18 protein-coding genes and 1 tRNA gene are annotated in these 18,201 nt (G+C 67.2%); 11 read left to right on the plus strand and 8 right to left on the minus strand.

All coding sequences use genetic code 11. From position 1 onward, the window contains the following. Positions 1 to 88 precede the first annotated feature (88 nt). A complete protein-coding gene (locus Q9K01_RS05350; RefSeq protein WP_305929203.1) occupies positions 89 to 685 on the plus strand; it encodes an AAA family ATPase in 597 nt (198 codons plus the stop codon). Between the two features lie 71 nt (positions 686 to 756). On the opposite strand, the gene Q9K01_RS05355 is transcribed toward Q9K01_RS05350, so the two are convergent. After that, positions 757 to 1,986: a PQQ-dependent sugar dehydrogenase gene (locus Q9K01_RS05355; RefSeq protein ID WP_305929204.1), complete on the minus strand. Its 1,230-nt coding sequence runs from the start codon at positions 1,984 to 1,986 to the stop codon at positions 757 to 759. 210 nt (positions 1,987 to 2,196) lie between these two features. After that, a tRNA-Pro gene (locus tag Q9K01_RS05360) sits at positions 2,197 to 2,273 on the minus strand. 203 nt (positions 2,274 to 2,476) lie between these two features. Between Q9K01_RS05360 and yajC the strand changes: the two genes are divergently transcribed. The 3 genes from yajC to secF are packed head-to-tail and all read left to right on the plus strand — an operon-like array spanning position 2,477 to position 5,415. Next, a complete protein-coding gene (gene yajC / locus Q9K01_RS05365; protein ID WP_305929205.1) occupies positions 2,477 to 2,803 on the plus strand; it encodes a preprotein translocase subunit YajC in 327 nt (108 codons plus the stop codon). Between the two features lie 19 nt (positions 2,804 to 2,822). Continuing rightward, positions 2,823 to 4,421, plus strand: coding sequence for a protein translocase subunit SecD (secD, locus tag Q9K01_RS05370; protein ID WP_305929206.1), 1,599 nt, complete (start codon positions 2,823 to 2,825; stop codon positions 4,419 to 4,421). 13 nt (positions 4,422 to 4,434) lie between these two features. Beyond that, entirely contained in the window at positions 4,435 to 5,415 is a 981-nt protein-coding gene (gene secF, locus Q9K01_RS05375) for a protein translocase subunit SecF (RefSeq protein ID WP_305929207.1), read from the plus strand. Positions 5,416 to 5,445: 30 nt separating this feature from the next. On the opposite strand, the gene Q9K01_RS05380 is transcribed toward secF, so the two are convergent. Together Q9K01_RS05380 and Q9K01_RS05385 are read right to left on the minus strand one after the other, a co-directional pair. Beyond that, positions 5,446 to 6,645: a glycosyltransferase gene (locus Q9K01_RS05380; RefSeq protein WP_305929208.1), complete on the minus strand. Its 1,200-nt coding sequence runs from the start codon at positions 6,643 to 6,645 to the stop codon at positions 5,446 to 5,448. Then, positions 6,645 to 7,217 (minus strand): helix-turn-helix domain-containing protein, encoded by a 573-nt coding sequence (locus Q9K01_RS05385; protein WP_305929209.1) that lies wholly within the window; start codon positions 7,215 to 7,217, stop codon positions 6,645 to 6,647. The genes Q9K01_RS05380 and Q9K01_RS05385 overlap by 1 nt, the downstream gene beginning before the upstream one ends. A 93-nt stretch (positions 7,218 to 7,310) precedes the next feature. Between Q9K01_RS05385 and Q9K01_RS05390 the strand changes: the two genes are divergently transcribed. Further along, complete coding sequence (locus Q9K01_RS05390) at positions 7,311 to 7,787, plus strand: DUF6456 domain-containing protein (RefSeq protein WP_305929210.1); 477 nt, start codon at positions 7,311 to 7,313, stop codon at positions 7,785 to 7,787. 19 nt (positions 7,788 to 7,806) lie between these two features. On the opposite strand, the gene Q9K01_RS05395 is transcribed toward Q9K01_RS05390, so the two are convergent. Then, positions 7,807 to 8,403, minus strand: coding sequence for a uracil-DNA glycosylase family protein (locus Q9K01_RS05395; RefSeq protein WP_305929211.1), 597 nt, complete (start codon positions 8,401 to 8,403; stop codon positions 7,807 to 7,809). Beyond that, entirely contained in the window at positions 8,400 to 10,205 is a 1,806-nt protein-coding gene (locus tag Q9K01_RS05400) for an ABC-F family ATP-binding cassette domain-containing protein (protein WP_305929212.1), read from the minus strand. Before Q9K01_RS05400 ends, Q9K01_RS05395 begins: the two co-directional genes overlap by 4 nt. 190 nt (positions 10,206 to 10,395) lie before the next feature. Here Q9K01_RS05400 and Q9K01_RS05405 point away from each other — a divergent pair, with 190 nt between their 5' ends. The 4 genes from Q9K01_RS05405 to Q9K01_RS05420 all read left to right on the plus strand — a co-directional run bounded on the left by Q9K01_RS05405 (position 10,396) and on the right by Q9K01_RS05420 (position 13,703). Further along, on the plus strand, positions 10,396 to 11,112 hold the full coding sequence (locus Q9K01_RS05405; RefSeq protein ID WP_305929213.1) for an SIMPL domain-containing protein: 717 nt from the start codon (positions 10,396 to 10,398) through the stop codon (positions 11,110 to 11,112). 85 nt (positions 11,113 to 11,197) lie between these two features. Continuing rightward, positions 11,198 to 11,497, plus strand: coding sequence for a PepSY domain-containing protein (locus Q9K01_RS05410; RefSeq protein ID WP_305929214.1), 300 nt, complete (start codon positions 11,198 to 11,200; stop codon positions 11,495 to 11,497). 96 nt (positions 11,498 to 11,593) lie between these two features. After that, entirely contained in the window at positions 11,594 to 12,271 is a 678-nt protein-coding gene (locus Q9K01_RS05415) for a response regulator transcription factor (protein WP_305929215.1), read from the plus strand. Further along, positions 12,228 to 13,703, plus strand: coding sequence for a sensor histidine kinase (locus Q9K01_RS05420; protein ID WP_422785294.1), 1,476 nt, complete (start codon positions 12,228 to 12,230; stop codon positions 13,701 to 13,703). Before Q9K01_RS05415 ends, Q9K01_RS05420 begins: the two co-directional genes overlap by 44 nt. Before the next feature lie 126 nt (positions 13,704 to 13,829). Here Q9K01_RS05420 and Q9K01_RS05425 read toward each other — a convergent pair whose 3' ends face one another. Beyond that, positions 13,830 to 14,036: a hypothetical protein gene (locus Q9K01_RS05425; RefSeq protein ID WP_305929216.1), complete on the minus strand. Its 207-nt coding sequence runs from the start codon at positions 14,034 to 14,036 to the stop codon at positions 13,830 to 13,832. A gap of 144 nt (positions 14,037 to 14,180) precedes the next feature. Then, positions 14,181 to 14,531, minus strand: a complete 351-nt coding sequence (locus Q9K01_RS05430) for a chorismate mutase (protein ID WP_305929217.1) — start codon at positions 14,529 to 14,531, stop codon at positions 14,181 to 14,183. A 67-nt stretch (positions 14,532 to 14,598) separates the two neighbouring features. On the opposite strand from Q9K01_RS05430, the gene Q9K01_RS05435 reads away from it, so the two are divergent. Then, positions 14,599 to 15,618, plus strand: a complete 1,020-nt coding sequence (locus tag Q9K01_RS05435) for a polyprenyl synthetase family protein (protein ID WP_305929873.1) — start codon at positions 14,599 to 14,601, stop codon at positions 15,616 to 15,618. Positions 15,619 to 15,747: 129 nt separating this feature from the next. Then, entirely contained in the window at positions 15,748 to 18,195 is a 2,448-nt protein-coding gene (hrpB, locus tag Q9K01_RS05440; RefSeq protein ID WP_305929218.1) for an ATP-dependent helicase HrpB, read from the plus strand. Positions 18,196 to 18,201 lie beyond the last annotated feature (6 nt).

An 18,201-nucleotide genomic window follows, 5' to 3' on the forward strand; every position in this document is an offset into this window, starting at 1 on the left:
TCGCGCGTCGCCGGGTATCTCAGGCCAATAGCCGGGACAACCGGTAAAGGCAGGGCGTGCTGCCACCCCCGACCGAGGCAAGGCCGCTATGGCGACCGACAGGCAAGCGCTGAAATTTTGCTTTTCAGGATGCGGCGCTATGTACGGAGCCATGAATCCGAGCCGCGACGTTGTGATTTCCGGGTGCTCGGGAGGCGGTAAGTCCAGTCTGATCGTGGAGCTGTCTCGCCGCGGCTATCCTACCGTGCCCGAGCCCGGCCGACGCATCGTCCAGGAGGAACTGCGCGGGGACGGGGGCGCTTTGCCGTGGGTAAACCTCGCCGCCTTCGCAAAACGCGCGATTGCCATAGCTTCGCAGGATCGTGAGTCGAAGACCGACACGGGCTGCTGGAGGTTCTTCGATCGTGGCCTCGTCGACGCTGCCGTCGCGCTGGAGCATTCCTCGGCGCGGTCTGCCAAGTCCGTCATGGCCGCCTTCGAGCCGTATTATCGTCAGGTTTTCCTCACGCCGCCATGGCCGGAGATTTACGCAAACGATGCCGAGCGACCGCAGCCGTTAGGCGAGGCGGTCGCCGAGTACGAGCGCCTGGCCGTTGCCTATCGTGAGCTTGGCTACGATCCGATCCTGCTTCCCGAAAGTTCCGTTTCGGAAAGAGCGACCTTCGTACTCGACCGATTGGAATAGTGCCAAGCGCCCGGCCGTTGCGACCTTGGCCGGAGTGGTGCCGAGCCGTTAGCTGCGCAGCGAGCTCCGCCTCATCCCGGTCCGCTGCGACCGTCGTCCGCCGAAGCGGGATGCACCTCGAGCGGCTCGAGGCGCCAGACCGCCCCGTTTGCGCCTTCCATGGTGTTGGTGAGCAGATACACCGCGCCATCCGGACCCTGTTCCACCTCGCGGATGCGGGTGTTGAGCGGGATGAACTGGGTCCCCGCAATCGCGCCGTTCTCCATGTCCACCCGCTCCAGTCCTCCGGCGGACAGCGCACCGAAGAGAATGTCTCCCCGCCACTCGGGGAACATGTCGCCCGTGTAGACGATCATTCCCGAGGGCGAGCGGACCGGGCTCCAGACATGCGCCGCATCCGCGAATTGGGGGAATTGGGTCGGATCGGGGATATCCACGCCGTCGTAATTGATCCCCCAGCTGACGACCGGCCAGCCGTAATTGGCACCCGCGCGGATTTCATTGAGTTCGTCGCCGCCCAGCGGCCCCATTTCGGCCACCCACAAAGCGCCCGTCTCGGGATGAATTGCGGAAGCTTCGATGTTGCGATGGCCGTAGGACCAGATCGCGTCCTCGGCGTCCGCTCGGCCCACGAAGGGGTTGTCCTGCGGGATCGAGCCATCGTCGTTCAGCCGCACGACCGTGCCGAGCGTGTTCGACAGATCCTGCGCCGGGCCGAACTGGAACCTCTCGCCCAGCGCGAGGAACAGCTTGCCGTCGGGGGCAAAGGCGATACGATTGCCGAAATGGTTGGGGCCGACGAGCTTGGGCTCCTGCCGCCAGATCACCTCGAAGCCCTCCAAGCGGTCGTTCGCCAATCGCGCGCGTCCCAGCGCGGTTCCGGCGGAGCCGTCCGGACCGGGTTCGGCGAAGGTGAGATAGACCATCCGGTTCCGCGCGAAATCGGGATGCAGCGCCACGTCCATCAGACCGCCCTGACCCTGCGCGTACACGGTCGGCGTACCGGCAAGCGGCGAGGAGACGGCTCCATCCGCCGCGACGATCACCAGATTGCCGGGACGTTCGGTCACCAGCATGCGGCCATCGGGGAGGAAGGTCATGCCCCAGGGCGTATCGAGCCCCGCGGCGACCTCGACGACCGAGACCACGGCCTCGCCGGTGTGGACCGATTCGATTTGATTGCTGCGCTCGGGAGCCTGAGCGCCGACGGGGCTTGCCATGGCGGCGAGCAGGAGAAGAGGCAGCGACATACGCCCCGGCTGGCTGGCGGCGCGAGGTTCACTGGTGAGGAGGTTTTTCATCGGTCTGCGGCTCCCTTCGTCCGATCGGCTGGTCGCGACCGGTTTCGATCGCCTGCTTCGATCTAAACCCGGCAGTCTCCGAGCCGTTCCTTGGAATAGGAGCCTTCGTCCCGACGACGAGACGCAGCCGACAACGCGAACCACGAGCGCCCGGTCGCGCTCTCGCTGCTCAACCAGCAGGCGGACGCTAAAGGAGGAGGGGTATTCCACTGGTCGGGACGACAGGATTCGAACCTGCGACCCCCACACCCCCAGTGTGGTGCGCTACCAGACTGCGCTACGTCCCGGATCCAGTGGAAGCCGCGCCTATAGGCACCGCATTCGGCTATGGCAAGCGCGGTCCGCACGCCATTTTATTGCCCTGTTGCACCATTGCTGCTAGGCGGCGGCCACTTCGCGAGGGGGCGGGGTGCGCGGCTTGATTTTCGCCAGCGTTCCACCACCTGCGAATCATCCGCTAGACACCATCACCGACAGGCTGTTTCGTATCATGCTCGACCTTCTTGCCGCCGCAACCGGCGCCGCCGACGCTCCACCCGCATGGGTCACCTGGGCGCCGATCGTCGGCATGATCCTGATCTTCTGGTTCCTGATCATCCGTCCGCAGATGAAGCAGCACAAGGCGCATCAGGCGAAGGTCGCCGGGCTCAAGCGCGGCGATCAGGTGGTCACCGCCGGCGGGCTGGTCGCCAAGGTCGTCAAGGTCGAGGACCACTACGCCGAACTCGAACTCGCCAAGGGCGTCAAGGTGCGCGCGGTCAAATCGACCATCGGCGACGTGATCGCGCCCGAAACCGCCCCCCCGGCGAACGACTGAGCGAAGGGCGCAGACGACAATGCTCGACTTCCCCACATGGAAGAAGACCTGGCTGTGGCTGATCGCCGCGGCCGCCATGTTCGCGGCACTGCCATCGCTGTTCGCCGCGATCGATCAGCGCTGGCCCGATGCGCTCCCCGATCCGACGGTCAATCTCGGGCTCGATCTTGCCGGGGGTAGCCATATCCTGCTCGAGGCCGAGCCGGCGCAGGTTGCCGCGCAGCGGCTCGAGAGCATGGAAGAAGGCGTCCGCACCGTCCTCCAGAACGCAGAGCCGCGCATCCGCATCGGCGATGTCTCGACCGCCGACGGGCGGCTGAGCTTCATGATCGACGACGCGGGTGATGTCGATCGGGCTCGCGAATTGCTGCTGCCGCTGGTCAACGGCCAGGGAATGGTCCGCGAATGGGATCTGACCGTCGTCGACGAAACGCGTTTCGTTCTCACCCCCACCGAATCCGGCCTGGAACAAGCAGTTTCGGATGCAATGGATAGCGCCACCGAAGTCGTCCGCAGGCGCATCGATGCGCTCGGCACCCGCGAGCCGACCATCATCCGTCAGGGCGATACAAGGATCGTGGTGCAGGTCCCCGGGCTCGACGATCCCGACCAGCTCAAGGAACTGCTCGGCCAGACCGCGCGGCTCGAATTCCGGATGGTCGACGAGACCGCGCTGCCGACCGATGTCATGCAAGGCATCGCTCCTCCGGGCAGCGAGATATTCCCCTATGCCGAAGGCTCGCCGCAGGCGGGTACCTCGGTCGCGGTGCGCCGGCTCGGCGGGATCCGCGGCGACAGCCTGACCGGTGCGCAGCAGAGCTTCGATCCGCAGACCAACGAGCCGGTGGTCAACATCCAGTTCGACCAGCAGGGCGGGGCGCGTTTCGCCAAGCTGAGCACCGAGAATGTCGACAAGGCCTTCGCCATCATCCTCGATGAGGAGGTGCTGTCGACGCCGGCCTTCCGCGAACCGATCCTGGGCGGCAGCGCCCAGATCTCGGGCAGCTTCACCACCGAAAGCGCCAACAATCTCGCGATCTCGCTTCGTTCCGGCGCGCTGCCGGTCGATCTGGCGGTGATCGAGGAGCGGACGGTGGGCCCGGACCTGGGCGCGGATTCGATCCGCCGCGGTCTTCTCGCGCTCATAGTCGGATCGGTCGCCGTGGTCGCGCTGATGATCGCCAGCTACGGTCGCTTCGGGATCTATGCCTCGGTCGCGCTGGTGATCAACGTGCTGATGATCCTGGGGATCATGGCCGCGCTCAACACCACGCTGACGCTGCCGGGGATTGCGGGTTTCGTGCTGACCATCGGTGCCGCGGTCGACGCCAACGTGCTGATCAACGAACGCATTCGCGAAGAACGAAAACGCGGGCGGCGCGTCGTCGCCGCGGTCGAAAACGGCTACAAGGAAGCGAGCCGGGCGATCTACGATGCCAACATCACCAACCTCATCGCCGGCGTGCTGCTGTTCCTGTTCGGCTCCGGCCCGATCCGCGGCTTCGCGGTCGTGCTGGTGATCGGCCTGTTCACCAGCGTCTTCACCGCCGTCACCCTGACCCGCATGTGGGTCGCCGGATGGCTGCGCAAGAACCGTCCCAGCGACATCCACCTGTAAGGGGAGAGAGACCATGAAACTGCTCAAGCTCGTCCCCGACGACACCAACATCCAGTTCCTCAAATGGCGCGTCCCGTTCTTCGTTTTCAGCCTGTTCCTGATCCTGGGAAGCTGGACGCTGGTGGCGGTCAACGGCCTCAATTACGGAGTCGATTTCGCGGGTGGCCAGGAAATCCGCGTCACCTTCGTGGGCGAGGCGGAAGCCCCGGTCGCGGAGATCCGCGAGACGGTCGATGCGCTGCCCGCGGTCGAGAACCCGATCATCCAGCGCTTCGGCGAACCCAACCAGGTCTCGATCCGCGTCGCGCTGCCCGACGAGGCCGAAGGCGATCCGGAATTCGCCAATCGCATGACCGAGGACATCACCGCGGCGCTCGAGGCCGATCATCCCCAATTGCGCATCGATGGCGTCGATTCGGTCTCGGGCAAGGTCTCGGGCGAGTTCCGCAGCGACGCCGCCTTCGCGCTGCTCGCGGCGATGATCGCGGTGGCGATCTACATCTGGATCCGCTTCGAATGGCAATTCGGGGTCGGGGCGCTGTTCGCGCTGGTCCACGACGTGTCGGTCGCGCTGGGCCTGTTCGCGCTGTTCCAGCTCGAGTTCAGCCTCCAGATCATCGCCGCGATCCTCGCGATCATCGGCTACTCGCTCAACGACACGATCGTGGTTTATGACCGGATCCGCGAGAATCTGAAGAAATACCGCAAGATGCCGCTGCCAGAACTGCTCGATCTGTCGGTCAACGAGACGCTGGCGCGCACCGTGATGACCAGCCTGACGCTGCTGGTCGCGCTGCTGCCGTTGTTGTTCTTCGGCCCTGCCAGCCTGTTCGGCCTGGTCGCGGCGATCACCGTCGGGCTTGGCGTCGGCACCTACAGTTCGGTCTATCTGGCTGCGCCGCTGCTGATCTGGATGGGGGTGACCTCGAAGAGCTTCGTCCCCGATGAAACCGCCACCGACAAACAGGACCGCGCCGCGCGCGGCGAGGTCTGAGAACCCGGTCGGCGGGATCCTCGACGGGGTCTAGCCGGCGGTTCCGGGCAGACGGTCGTAATAGGCCGCAAGCGCGCGGGCGTTCTCGGTCCAGCCGAAACGCTCTACCGTTGCCGCCACGGCCTGGCGGTCGCGGGGTTGGGCGAGCACGCGGGCCACGCCTTCGCGCACCGCTTGCGTCTCGCGCGCGACCAGCACGCCCGCAACGGGATCGCTCACCAGTTCGCGCGCGCCGCCGACATCGGTGATCACCAGCGGGGTGCCGCAAGCCAGCGCCTCGACCCAAGCGTTGGCGAGCCCTTCGCTGGCGGAGGGAAGCACCATCGCGTCGCAGGCCGAGAGCACCAGCGGCAGCATGTCGTGGTCGAGCAAGCCGAGAAAATGAACCCGCTCGGCCACGCCCAGTTCCGCCGCCAGCGCTCGCAGCCTGGGCTCGTCCTCGCCCTTGCCGACCAGCAGCAGCCGCGCCCCTTGCAGGTCGGCGGGGAGGCCGGCCAGCGCGCGGATCACCAGCTGCTGTCCTTTACGCGGGATCAGCGCGCCGACGCTGACCAGCAGCGGCTCCGCGAATCCCAGCGGCAAATCGAGTTCTTTGGCCAGCCGCGGGCGCAGGCGGGTGTGGTCGAGCGGCCGGAAGCGGTCGCGATCGAGCCCGGTGTAATGCGCCGCGATCTTCTCGCGAGGCAGGCCCAGCGCGGTCATGTCGCTGGCCAGCGCTTCGCACACCGCCAGCAGCCCTGCTGCGGCCTCGCCCGCCTCGAGCATGGCAGCGCGGGCGTAGGATTTGCCGCCCCAGTAATGAATATCCGCGCCCCGGGCCTTGATCGACAGCGGCAGATCGAGCGCGCGAGCGACGCGCAGCGCCGCCGGTCCGTCGGGATAGAAGAATTGCGCATCGACCAGATCGAAGGGCTTCTCGCGGTGCAGCCGCCTGGCCAGCGGGATCGCCGCGCCCGCAATGGCGCGGGGGTTGAGACGCCCGCCGATCCCCGGCAGCAGGCGAAAGGTGGGGCGGTGGACCGGGACGCCGTGCTCGATGCCGTCGACGGCTGCGGCGGCCTTGGCGCGATATCGGCCCAGCGCGAGCGGCGCGACGCCGATCGGGTTGATCACGGTCACCTCCCAGTCGGTCTCGCGCTGCAGCGCCTCGAGCGAGCGCGCGACGAAGGTGCCGAACCGGGGCTGGGCGCCGTTGGGGTAGAGCGTCGATAGCGAGAGGACGCGTGGCATCAGAGGCGCCGCACCAGCATCTCGGCGACCGCAATCCAGGCGGGATCGCTGACGACTTCCTGCTTCTGCCCATGGCCGGGCGGGAGAATGCCGACCATCTTGCCCTGGCGGTCGATCAGCCGCCCGAAGGCGAAGCGGCCGTGTTTGCGTGGGACCAGAACGTCGCGGTTGATTGCGCGCGCCGCCTCCTCGGGGGCGAGCTGGCGCAGCCACAGCTGATCGCCGGGGCGGTATTCGCCATGCGGATAGGCGATCTCGAGCACCACCAGCGGCGCCTCGCCGCCCAGCTCGGTTGCGAGCAGGGCATCGCGCGATTGAGGCAGCGCCTCGGCGCCATTCGCAGCCAGCACCGCGACGGTCTGCGGGGGCGCGGAACCCTCTGAGCGGACCAGCATTTCGGGTTCGACCTCCAGCGCGGTCGCGATCCGCTCCATCCATTTGAGCGATAGATTGCGCATCCCCGTCTCGAGTCGCCCGACCGTCTGCGGCGTTGTCGGCGGGACGCAGGCTTGCGCGACATCGGCCAGCGTCCAGCCCTTCTGTTTGCGGATATCGCGGATGCGGTTGATCATCGGGGGGCTTTCTCTAACCGATATGGTTTTTCGGCTTTCCTACAGGAACCGGAACAACGCAAGGCCTCCCTCGCTCTAGTGGAGGCTCCCTGCATGAAACGTCAATTGATCGAACGCGAACTCACGCCGGAAGGTCCCCGCCGCGCCGACGGTCCGCGTCACCGCACCCGGCGCTCGGTCACCGTCAATCTCGCCGAATCGCCGCTGACCTGGCTGCACTCGCGCGGCTATCTCGACGACCGGCAATTGGCGGGCGGCGAGCAATTGCGGCGCGACTACGAACGCGCGCAACTCGCGCCCAGCGTGACGATGCGCTGGGACCCGGTTCGCGCGCGCACCACCGGCGATACCGGCCTCACCGGCGCCGAACGCCAGATCGCCGCCAAGGCGCGGTTCCACGGCGCGCTGGCGCAGGCCGGCGGGGGCCTGCAGGACGTGCTGTGGCGCGTGATCTGCGCTGGCGAGACGATCCCGGCGGCGGAAAAGGCGCTCGAATGGCCCGCGCGCAGCGGCAAGCTGGTGCTCCGCCTCGCGCTCGACCGGGTCGCCGACTTCTACCGCCTCACATGAGGCGCCCGGATGTGCTTCATCAACTTGCGCCGCGATCCGCGCCCGCCACCGGCTCCGAGACCGCCGCGCGCAATTCGGGCAGCACCTCGGTCTCGAACCACGGATTCTTGCGCATCCAGATCGTGCTCCGCCAGGCGGGGTGGGGCAGGGGGAAGGCATCCGGCAGAAAGCTGCGGAATTCGCGCACCCGCTCGGTCATCGACCATTTGCGGTGTTCGGGGAGGTAGTGAGCCTGCGCATGCATCCCGACCAGCAGCGTCAGCCGCTTGGCGGGAAGGACTTCGAGCACGCGCCCGTGCCATTGGGCTGCGCATTCGCGGCGCGGAGGCTTGTCGCCCCCGCTGGCCTTGCCCGGATAGCAGAACCCCATCGGCACCAGCGCCACCCGCGCGGGATCGTACATCTCGTCCTTGCTCAGCCCGGTCCACTCGCGCAGCCGGTCGCCACTGGCATCGTCCCAGGGAATCCCGCTCTCATGGACCTTCGATCCCGGCGCCTGGCCTATGATCAGCAGCCGCGCCGTCGCCGAAAACCCCACCACCGGGCGCACCCCATGCGGCAGGTGCTGCCCGCAAAGCCGGCACCCGGCGATCTCGCGCCGCAGCGCCTCGCTCACCCCTCGACCCGTTCGGCCAGCGTCAGCCAGCGCTCTTCCGCCGCATCCTTCTCGGCGCGGGCGTTCTCGATCCCCTGCGAGATATTGGCGAATTTCTGCGGATCGGCGGAGAACAGGTCGGGATCGGCGAGGATCGCCTCACCCTTGGCGATCGCGCTTTCCAACTCCTCGATCCGCGCGGGCAGCAACTCGTAATCGCGCTGGTCCTTGTAGGTCAGCTTGTCGGACTTCGGCGGCGGCGGAGCCTTGGCGGCGGGCTTGCTCGCCGCAGCCGCATCGCTCTTCCTGCCGGCCACCGGTTCGCGGCGCTTGCGCTGCCAGTCCTCGTAGCCGCCCGCGACCACATCGACCTGGCCGGTGCCGTCGAGCCCCAGCGTCAGCGTCACCGTGCGGTCGAGGAAGTCGCGATCGTGGCTCACCAGCAGCACGGTGCCCTCGTAGTCCGAGATCACCTCCTGCAGCAGGTCGAGCGTCTCGAGGTCGAGATCGTTGGTCGGTTCGTCGAGCACCAGCAGATTGCTGGCCTTGGCGAATTCGCGCGCCAGCAGCAGCCGCGAACGCTCGCCGCCCGAGAGGATGCCGACCCTGGTGTCGACCATCTTGGGATCGAACAGGAAGTCCTTGAGATAGGCGAGCACATGCTTGCGCACCCCGCGCACGTCGATCCAGTCGCCGCCTTCGGCGAGCACCTCGCGCACCGTCTTGTCGGGGGCCATGAGGCTGCGCTGCTGGTCGATCATCACCCCGGTCAGCGTCTTGGCAATCTCGACGCTGCCGGTATCGGGTTCGAGTTCGCCGGTCAGCATCCTGAGCAGCGTGGTCTTGCCCGCGCCGTTGGAGCCGACGATCCCGATCCGGTCGCCACGCTGGATCCGCAGGCTGAAGGGCTTGATGATCGCCCGTCCGTCGTAGCTCTTGGAGATGTCTTCCGCGGTGATGACGGCCTTGGACTTGAACTCGGTCTCCGTCGCCAGCTTGAGCTTCGCGGTGCCCGCGCCGGACACCATCGAGGCGCGCGCGGCGCGCATCTGGTGGAGTTTTTCCAGCCGCCCCTGGTTGCGTTTGCGCCGCGCGGTCACCCCGCGTTCGAGCCAATGCGCCTCCAGCTTGAGCTTGGCGTCGAGCCGGTCGGCATTGCGCGCCTCTTCGGCATAGACCTGTTCTTCCCAGGCCTCGTAGCCGCCGAAACCGATCTCCTTGCGCCGCAGCCCGCCGCGGTCGAGCCACAGCGTCGTGCGGGTCAGCCGCTTGAGGAAGGTGCGGTCGTGGCTGATCACCACGAAGGCGCCGGTGTAGCGATCGAGATAATCCTCGAGCCAGTCGATCGCGGCGAGGTCGAGATGGTTGGTCGGCTCGTCGAGCAGCAGCAGGTCGGGATCCTGCGCCAGCGCGCGGGCGATCGCCGCTCGCCGCCTCTCGCCGCCGCTGGCGCCCCTGGTCGCGGTCGTCATGTCGATCCCGAGCTGGCCGGCGATGGCATCGATCTCGTACTCGGCGGGAGCGTCTTCGCCGGAGAGCGCCCAGTCCATCAGCGTCGCGTGTCCGGCGACGGCCGGGTCCTGTTCGAGCACCACGATCCGGGTGCCGGGCTTGACCTTGCGCAGGCCGCGATCGGCCTCGATCCTGTCGTCGATCAGCTTGAACAAAGTGGTCTTGCCCGCGCCGTTGCGACCGATCAGCGCGATCCGGTCGCGCGCGCCGATATGGAGGTCGAGCCCGCCGGTCTCGGGCGCGCCGAACAGCCAGCGACCGCCCTGTTGAAGACCGAGACCTTCCCAGCTGAGGATCGGAGGTTGCGCCATGGGACGCGCGAGGTAGGCGTTGCCCGCGCATGCGACAAGTCCAATCTCCGGGGCCTCGCCTCGACGGGCCCGACTCGCGTTCAGCCTGCGTGCAGCGGTACAGGCGAGAAGAAGAAGATGCGGAACAACTCGCCTCTCGTTCGCTTGTTCGAGCGAGGCAGTCGAGGGGCTTGCCACCAAGGAGAACACAATGCTTCGATACGCAATTCCTCTGGCCGCCGTGGCGGCCATCGCGGTTCCGGCTTCCGCGGCCGAAATCCAGATCGCCAGCCAGGGACCGGTGGTCGAACTGTCGGTCAATGAAGTCGTCCGCAGCGCGCCCGATGTGGCGCAGGTCGGCGCCGGTGTGACCACCCGCGCGGCCACCGCACGCGAAGCGCTGACGCAGAATTCGCAGGCGATGGACCGGATCGTCGCCCGGCTGCGCCAGCTCGGCATCGCGGGCGAGGACATCCAGACCAGCAATTTCAATCTCAGCCCGCAATACGACTACAACCAGCAGAGCGGGGAACAGGTGTTCCGCGGCTACAATGTGAGCAATCAGGTGCAGGTGAAACTGCGCGATCTGCCGCGGGCCGGGGAAATCCTCGACGCGCTCGTGAATGCCGGCGCCAACACGATCTACGGGCCGAACTTCATGATCGAGGACGACGAGGCAGCCAAGGCCGAAGCGCGCGCGCAGGCGTTCGCGCGCGGTCGCCGGATGGCCGAGGACTATGCCCGGGTGGCCGGATACTCTTCGGTTCGGTTGCTCGAGATCTCCGAAAGCGTGCAGAACCATGGACCGATGCCGCAACCGATGATGGCGCGCGCGGCGATGGATTCGGGCGAATCCGCCCCGCCGATCGAGCCGGGCCAGGTCGGCACCGGAGTTAGCATCACGGTCAAATACGAGATGGGCCGCTAACCGGACCAAGCCAACAGGTGCCAAATGGGGGCGAGGGGACATTCAGTCCTTGTTCAATGGCTTGGGCCCAATCATCCCATCCATCATGAAACATCTCCTCGCCTCCCTGGCCGCTGCCGGTCTCGCCCTTTGTGCCCATGCTCCGGCTGTCGCCCAGCAGAATTCGGATCAGGGCGAGGCCCGCAAGGAAATGCGCGCCGGGAACGTCCTGTCCCTGCGCGAGATCGAGGCGCGGATCCTGCCGACGATGCGCGATGCCGAATATCTGGGTCCCGCCTATGATTCGACCGCGATGGCCTATCGGCTCAAGTTCATCCGCGATGGAAGGGTGATGTTCGTCGATGTCGATGCGCGCACCGGGCGGGTCATCCGGCGCAGCCGCTAGAAACCTGCGCCAACTTGACGCGTTCCTGCAGATGAACGACATCTCCGGCGCGCTCCGATACCGGGGCGGCCAAGCGCGAACAGGGATAGGAATTGTATGCGGCTCCTGATTGTCGAGGACGAGCCGACCCTCGGCCAACAATTGAAATCGACGCTCGAACAGAACGGCTATGCGGTCGATCTCTCGACCGATGGCGAAGACGGCCATTTCATGGGCTCGACCGAAGATTACGACGCCGTGATCCTCGATCTGGGCCTGCCCGAGATCGACGGGCTTTCGGTGCTCGGCATGTGGCGCAAGGAAGGGCGGACCTTTCCGGTGCTGGTGCTCACCGCGCGCGACAGCTGGTCCGACAAGGTCGCCGGGCTCGATGCGGGCGCCGACGATTACCTCGCCAAGCCGTTCCAGACCGAGGAACTGATCGCCCGGCTGCGCGCGCTGATCCGCCGCGCCTCGGGCAATACGTCGAGCGAGCTTACTGCGGGTGATGTCCGGCTGGACACCCGTTCGGGCCGGGTCACGCTCAAGGGCGAGCCGGTCAAGCTCACCGCGCAGGAATACAAGCTGCTGAGCTATCTCATCCATCACAAGGGCAAGGTGGTCAGCCGGACCGAGCTGATCGAGCATATCTACGATCAGGATTTCGACCGCGACTCCAACACCATCGAGGTCTTCGTCACCCGTATCCGCAAGAAGCTGGGCGCAGAAGTCATCACAACGATCCGTGGCCTTGGCTACTCACTCGACGATCCCGACGACGCCCCCCGCGCCTGATCCCGATCGTGCGGGCGCTTCCCCGGCCGAGCCGGCGGGGGAAGCGCGCAACCCCGTGACGGTAGGCAAGGCGGTGGGCGGCAAGCGCAGCCTCGCCAGCCGGATGATGGCGATCGCCGCAGGCTGGATCCTCGTGCTGCTGCTCGCCGGCGGTTTCGCGCTCGACCGGACGCTGACCTCGCTGGTCGAGCGCAATTTCGACGATCAGCTCGAATATGTGATGAACGCGCTGGTCTCCTCCGCCGAGATCGATCCCTTCGGCGACGTCTATTTCTACCGGCGGTTGGGCGATCAGCGCTTCCTTGAACCGAACAGCGGCGTCTATTGGCAGATTCGCGGCGAGGGTCAGGAGGATTACCCCAGCCGCAGCCTGTGGGATCGCAGCCTCGAGGTGCGCGGCAGCGATCCCGGGCACGAGCTCGTCATCTACGATTCGGAACAATTTCCGAACGAACCGCTGCGGGTGGCGGAACGTGCGGTCTATCTGCCCGACAGCGACACCCGCTGGTGGTTCACCGTGGCCGCCAGCCGCGGAGAACTGGACGCCCAGATCGGCGAGATTCGCGCGATCCTGTTGTGGAGTTTCGCGCTGCTGGGGCTGGGGCTGTTCGCGATGGCGGTGCTGCAGAACTGGGTCGGGCTGGGCCCCCTGCGCCGGGTTCGCGCGGCGATCCAGCAGATGCGCAGCACCGGGGTCAACCGGATCGACGAGCCGCTTCCGCTCGAGGTCCAGCCGTTGGTGGAGGAGCTCAATGCGCTGCTCGCCCATTCGGCCAAGCAGGCGGAGGAAGCGCGCACCCATGCGGGCAATCTCGCCCATGCGCTCAAGACCCCGCTGACCGTGCTGACCAATGCCGCCACCGCGCGCGCCGAGGATCTCGCCGACACCACCATCCGCGAGGCGCGCACCATGCAGCGCCATGTCGATCATCACCTCGCCCGCGCGCGCGCGGTGGGTCGCAGGGCGGTCGGGCTGGCGCGCACCCCGGTGTGGGAGAGCGCCGAGGCGGTCCGCCGGGCGGTCGAACGGCTCTATCCGGGCACCCGCTTCGACATCGACGGCAATCGCGATGCGCAGGTCGCCATCGAACGCCAGGACCTCGACGAGATTCTCGGCAATCTGATCGAGAATGCGGCCAAATACGGCGGTGGCAGCGTCTTCGCGACGATCGATGCCGAGCCCGAGGAGGAACTGTGCGTGATCTGGGTCGAGGACGATGGGGTCGGCATCCCCGAGGCCGACCGAATCAGCATCTTCGATCGCGGGGCGCGGCTCGACACCGGCAAGCCCGGCACCGGCCTGGGGCTGGCGATCGTCCGCGATGTCGCCGAGATCTATGGCGGCGAGGTGGAGCTCGGCGAAAGCGAGGATCTGGGCGGGCTGCTGGTGCGGCTCAGCCTGCCGCGCGCGAATAGCCTTCCGGCGAAGTGATCCCGGAGCAAGTCACCGCCATGAGGGCACCAGGCGGTCCCGACATCTCTTCGGGATTTTCCTGAGCCAAAACGAAAACGGGGCCGGAAAACCGACCCCGTCTCGTATTCGTATCCGATGCAGCGATCAGGGGCTGACGGGTTCGTCCTGGCCACCGACCGCGATGCCGATGCCAAGCGCGAGGATCGCGAACAGCACGGCCACGGTGGCGCCGCCGCCGCCGATTTCGCTCTCGCCTTCGACCGGCGCGCTGACGCGCTCGGCAGCGAAGGCTGCCGGAGTGATTGCGAGACTGACGGCCGATACGGCCAAGGCTGCTTTACCGAACTTCATAATCAACTCCCCTTTGATGACGTGTTGCGGCAAGTCTTAGTTACCCACCGCGCAGGACTCAAGGCCATTGGTGGCCCGAAGGCTCCATTCTGTCGCAATCGGGTCAGAATAGCTGCATTTTGGCCACAAACAACAGCGCGCCGTTCACGATCTTTCCGACCGATCGCCGTTGCGCGCCTTCTCGTGATGGCGGATCACCTCCTCGATCACGAAGCGGATGAACTTTTCGCTGAATTCGGGATCGAGATCGGATTCCTCCGCCAGCCGCCGCAGCCGCGCGATCTGCTCCTTCTCGCGCGCCGGGTCGGCGGGAGGTAATGTCGCGCCGGCCTTGTAGGCGCCCACCGCCTGGGTGATCCGGAACCGTTCGGCGAGGATGTGAACCAGCGCGGCGTCGATATTGTCGATGCTCTTGCGATAGCCGGCCAGCACCGCGTCTTCGCGCGGTTCGGCGGGCTTTGCAGCGGCGGCTTGCTGGGAGATCCGATCGGTCATGGCGGCGAGGCTAGCAGCAAATCGCGGCTTGCCAAGCTTGCCCGCGCAGAGCATGGCGCGCAGCGCAATGAGCGCCGATATCGTCCCCATTTCGCGCAAGCAATCGCCTGCTCCCTCGCTCGATCCCATGCTGGCGCTGACCGCGCCGGGGATGAACGCGGTCAATGCGGTCATCCTCGACCGGATGCAGAGCGAGATTCCGCTGATCCCGGCGCTGGCGGGCCATCTCATCTCGGGCGGCGGCAAGCGGCTGCGCCCGATGCTCACGCTCGCGGGAGCCGAACTGGTCGGCTATCAGGGCTCGCGGCATTACAAGCTCGCCGCCTCGGTCGAATTCATCCACACCGCCACGCTGCTCCACGACGACGTCGTCGACGGCAGCGAAATGCGGCGCGGCAAGACCGCCGCCAACATCATCTTCGGCAATCCGGCGACCGTGCTGGTCGGCGATTTCCTGTTCAGCCGCAGCTTCGAACTGATGACCGAGGACGGCAGCCTCAGGGTGCTCAAGATTCTCTCGGGCGCCAGCGCGATCATCGCCGAGGGCGAAGTCGACCAGCTCACCGCGCAGCGCAAGATCGGCACCAGCGAGGAACGCTACCTCCAGATCATCCGCGCCAAGACTGCGGCGCTGTTCGCCGCCGCCAGCCGGATCGCAGCGGTGGTGGCCGAATGCGACGACGACCAGGAACGCGCGCTCGATGAATACGGCCGCAATCTGGGGGTCGCTTTCCAGCTGGTCGACGATGCGATCGATTACGATTCCGACGCCGCGGCGATGGGGAAGGATCGCGGCGACGATTTCCGCGAGGGCAAGATGACGCTCCCGGTGATCCTCGCCTACGCCCGCGGCAGCGAGGAAGAGCGCAGCTTCTGGCGCGACGCGATCTCGGGCATCAAGAGCAGCGATGCCGATCTCGATCACGCCTGTTCGCTGATCGCCCGCCACGGCGCGGTGGAAGACACCCGCGCCCGCGCCCGCCACTTCGCCGACCGCGCGATCGATGCGCTCTCGATCTTCCCCGATGGCAAGGCCCGCCAGGCGATGACCGAGGCGGCGCGCTTCGCGGTGGCGCGGGGGTATTGAAACACTCGTCACCCTGAACTCGGTTGTGCTGTGCACAGCTTCGCTTCCAGGATCCATCCATCCTCGCAGACCCGGTTCGAAGAGGAAGAATGGATGCTGAAACAAGTTCAGCATGACAAAGGTGATTGAGTGAGCGCCGACCTCCCCATCCACGCCGTGCTGCCCGAGCTGCTCGCGACGCTCCGCGAGCAAACCGCCGCGGTGCTGGTCGCGCCGCCGGGGGCGGGCAAGACCACGGCGGTGGCGCCCGCGCTGCTGGGCGAGCCCTGGTGCGGCGGCCAGATCATTCTCACCTCGCCGCGCCGGGTGGCGGCGCGTGCCGCGGCGGAGCGGATGGCGCAGCTGCTGGGCGAAAGCCCGGGCGAGACGGTGGGCTATCTCACCCGGCTCGACAGCAGGACCTCGGCGCGGACCCGCATTCTGGTCATGACCGAGGCGATCTTCGTCAACCGGCTGCTCGACGATCCCGAGCTGGAGGGCGTCTCCGCGGTGCTGTTCGACGAGGCGCACGAGCGCCATCTCGACAGCGATCTGGGCCTCGCGCTGGCGCTGGAAAGCCGCGCGGCGTTGCGCGAGGACCTGCGCGTGCTGGTGATGTCGGCGACGATCGATGGCGCGCGCTTTGCCGAATTGCTGGGCGAGGGCGCCCGCACTATCGCGAGCGAAGGGCGCGCCTATCCGCTGCGAATCCGGTGGCTCGGCTCCTCGCCGCAGATGCGTGTCGAGGATGCCATGGCGCAGGCGGTCCTGACCGCCTGGCGCGAGGAAGAGGGCGATATCCTCGCCTTCCTGCCCGGCGTGGGCGAGATCGAGCGTGTCCGCGAGCGGCTCGAGGCGCGGCTGCCCGACGTCCCGATCCTCCCGCTTCACGGTCAGGTCGAACCCGCCATGCAGCGCGGCGCGATCCGCCGCGATCCGCAGGGCAGGCGCCGGATCGTGCTCGCCAGCGCCATTGCCGAAACCTCGATCACGCTCGAGGGTGTCTCGGTGGTGGTCGATTCCGGCCTGTCGCGCCGCGCCGAACATGATCGCGCCGCCGGCACCACCCATCTGGTCACCCACCGCGCCAGCCAGGCCGCCGCCACCCAGCGCGCGGGCCGCGCGGCGCGGCAGGGGCCGGGTGTCGCCTATCGTCTGTGGGAGGAGGGCGGTCACAAGGGCCGTCCGCGCTTTGACCCGCCCGAAATCGAGACCGCCGATCTGGCGCCGTTGGTGCTCAAGACTGCCTTGTGGGGCAGCGGCGATCCCGCCGCGCTGCCCTGGCTCGATGGGCCGCCCGAAGCCTCGCTCGGTGCCGCGCGTCAGAAGCTCGAGGGGCTGGGCGCGCTCCACCTCGATGGCAGGATCACGCCGCGCGGCCGGAAGCTAGCCGAACTGGCGCTCGACCCGGCGCAGGCGGCGATGGTGCTGTTCGGCGCGGAACACGGCGCGGCGCGCGAGGCGGCACGGATCGCCGTGCTGCTGCAGGAACGCAATCTGGGTGGGCGCGGCGAGGATTTGGCGGGCAGGCTGCAGCGCTGGAACGCTGATCGCTCGCCGAAATCCGAGGCGAGCCGAAAGTTGGCGGAGCGCTGGGCGGAACGGGCGCGGGGCCTGGTGAACGGCAAGGATGAGCGCGAAGCCGTCCCGCACGCCATCCTGCTGGCCGCCGGAATGCCCGACACCATTGCGCGACGCCGCGACGCTTCGGGGGAGCACTGGCTTGCCGCAGGCGGGCGCGGCTTCGTGCTCGATCCGGCCAGCCCGCTGGCGCGGCAGGACTGGCTCGCGATCGGCGATGCCCAGGGGCAGGCGAAGGGCGCGCGGATCACCTCCGCGTTGCCGCTTGAGGAGTCCGATCTGGAGTGCTGGATGCCCGACAGGATCGAACGCCGCCAGGTGCTCAATTGGAACGAAAGCGCGGCGCGGGTCGAGGCGCGGATCGAACGCCGCCTCGGCGCGATCACTCTGGCCACTGGGTCGGACCCGTCGCCAGACATGGCTGCGATTACGGATATCCTTGTGGAAAAAGCTGTCGAGAAGCTGGGGGAAGTGCTCCCGCCCGCGCTGCTGGCGCGGGCGCGCCACGCCGGGATCGACGCGCTTTCGCCCGAAAATCTCGCGCAAAGCGCGGAGCAATGGCTCGCGCCGCTGCTCGCCGGGCGCCGCGATCTCGATCTGGCAGCGGGCAAATTGGCCGAAGCAGCGGTGGGCCTGCTCGATTGGGACACGCGCCAGCGGCTGGACCTTCTGGCCCCGCGCGCCTTCACCTCGCCCGCGGGGAGCACGCACGAGATCGACTATGCCGGCGACGATGCCCCCAGCACCGAAGTCCGGGTGCAGGCGCTGTTCGGGCTCGAGCGCCATCCGATGATCGGCCCAAAGGAGGGCGGCGTACCGCTGCTGCTCAAGCTCACCAGCCCCGCGGGACGCCCGCTGCAGGCGACCCGCGATCTTCCCGGGTTCTGGCGCGGCAGCTGGGCCGACGTGCGCAAGGAGATGAAGGGCCGCTACCCCAAACACCGCTGGCCCGAACGGCCATGGACCGAAGCGCCCAGCCTCAAGACCAAGAATGCCTTTTCCAAATCGCCGCGCTGAATTAGA

It is taken from the genome of Qipengyuania benthica (assembly GCF_030717865.1).
GTDB lineage: Bacteria > Pseudomonadota > Alphaproteobacteria > Sphingomonadales > Sphingomonadaceae > Qipengyuania > Qipengyuania benthica.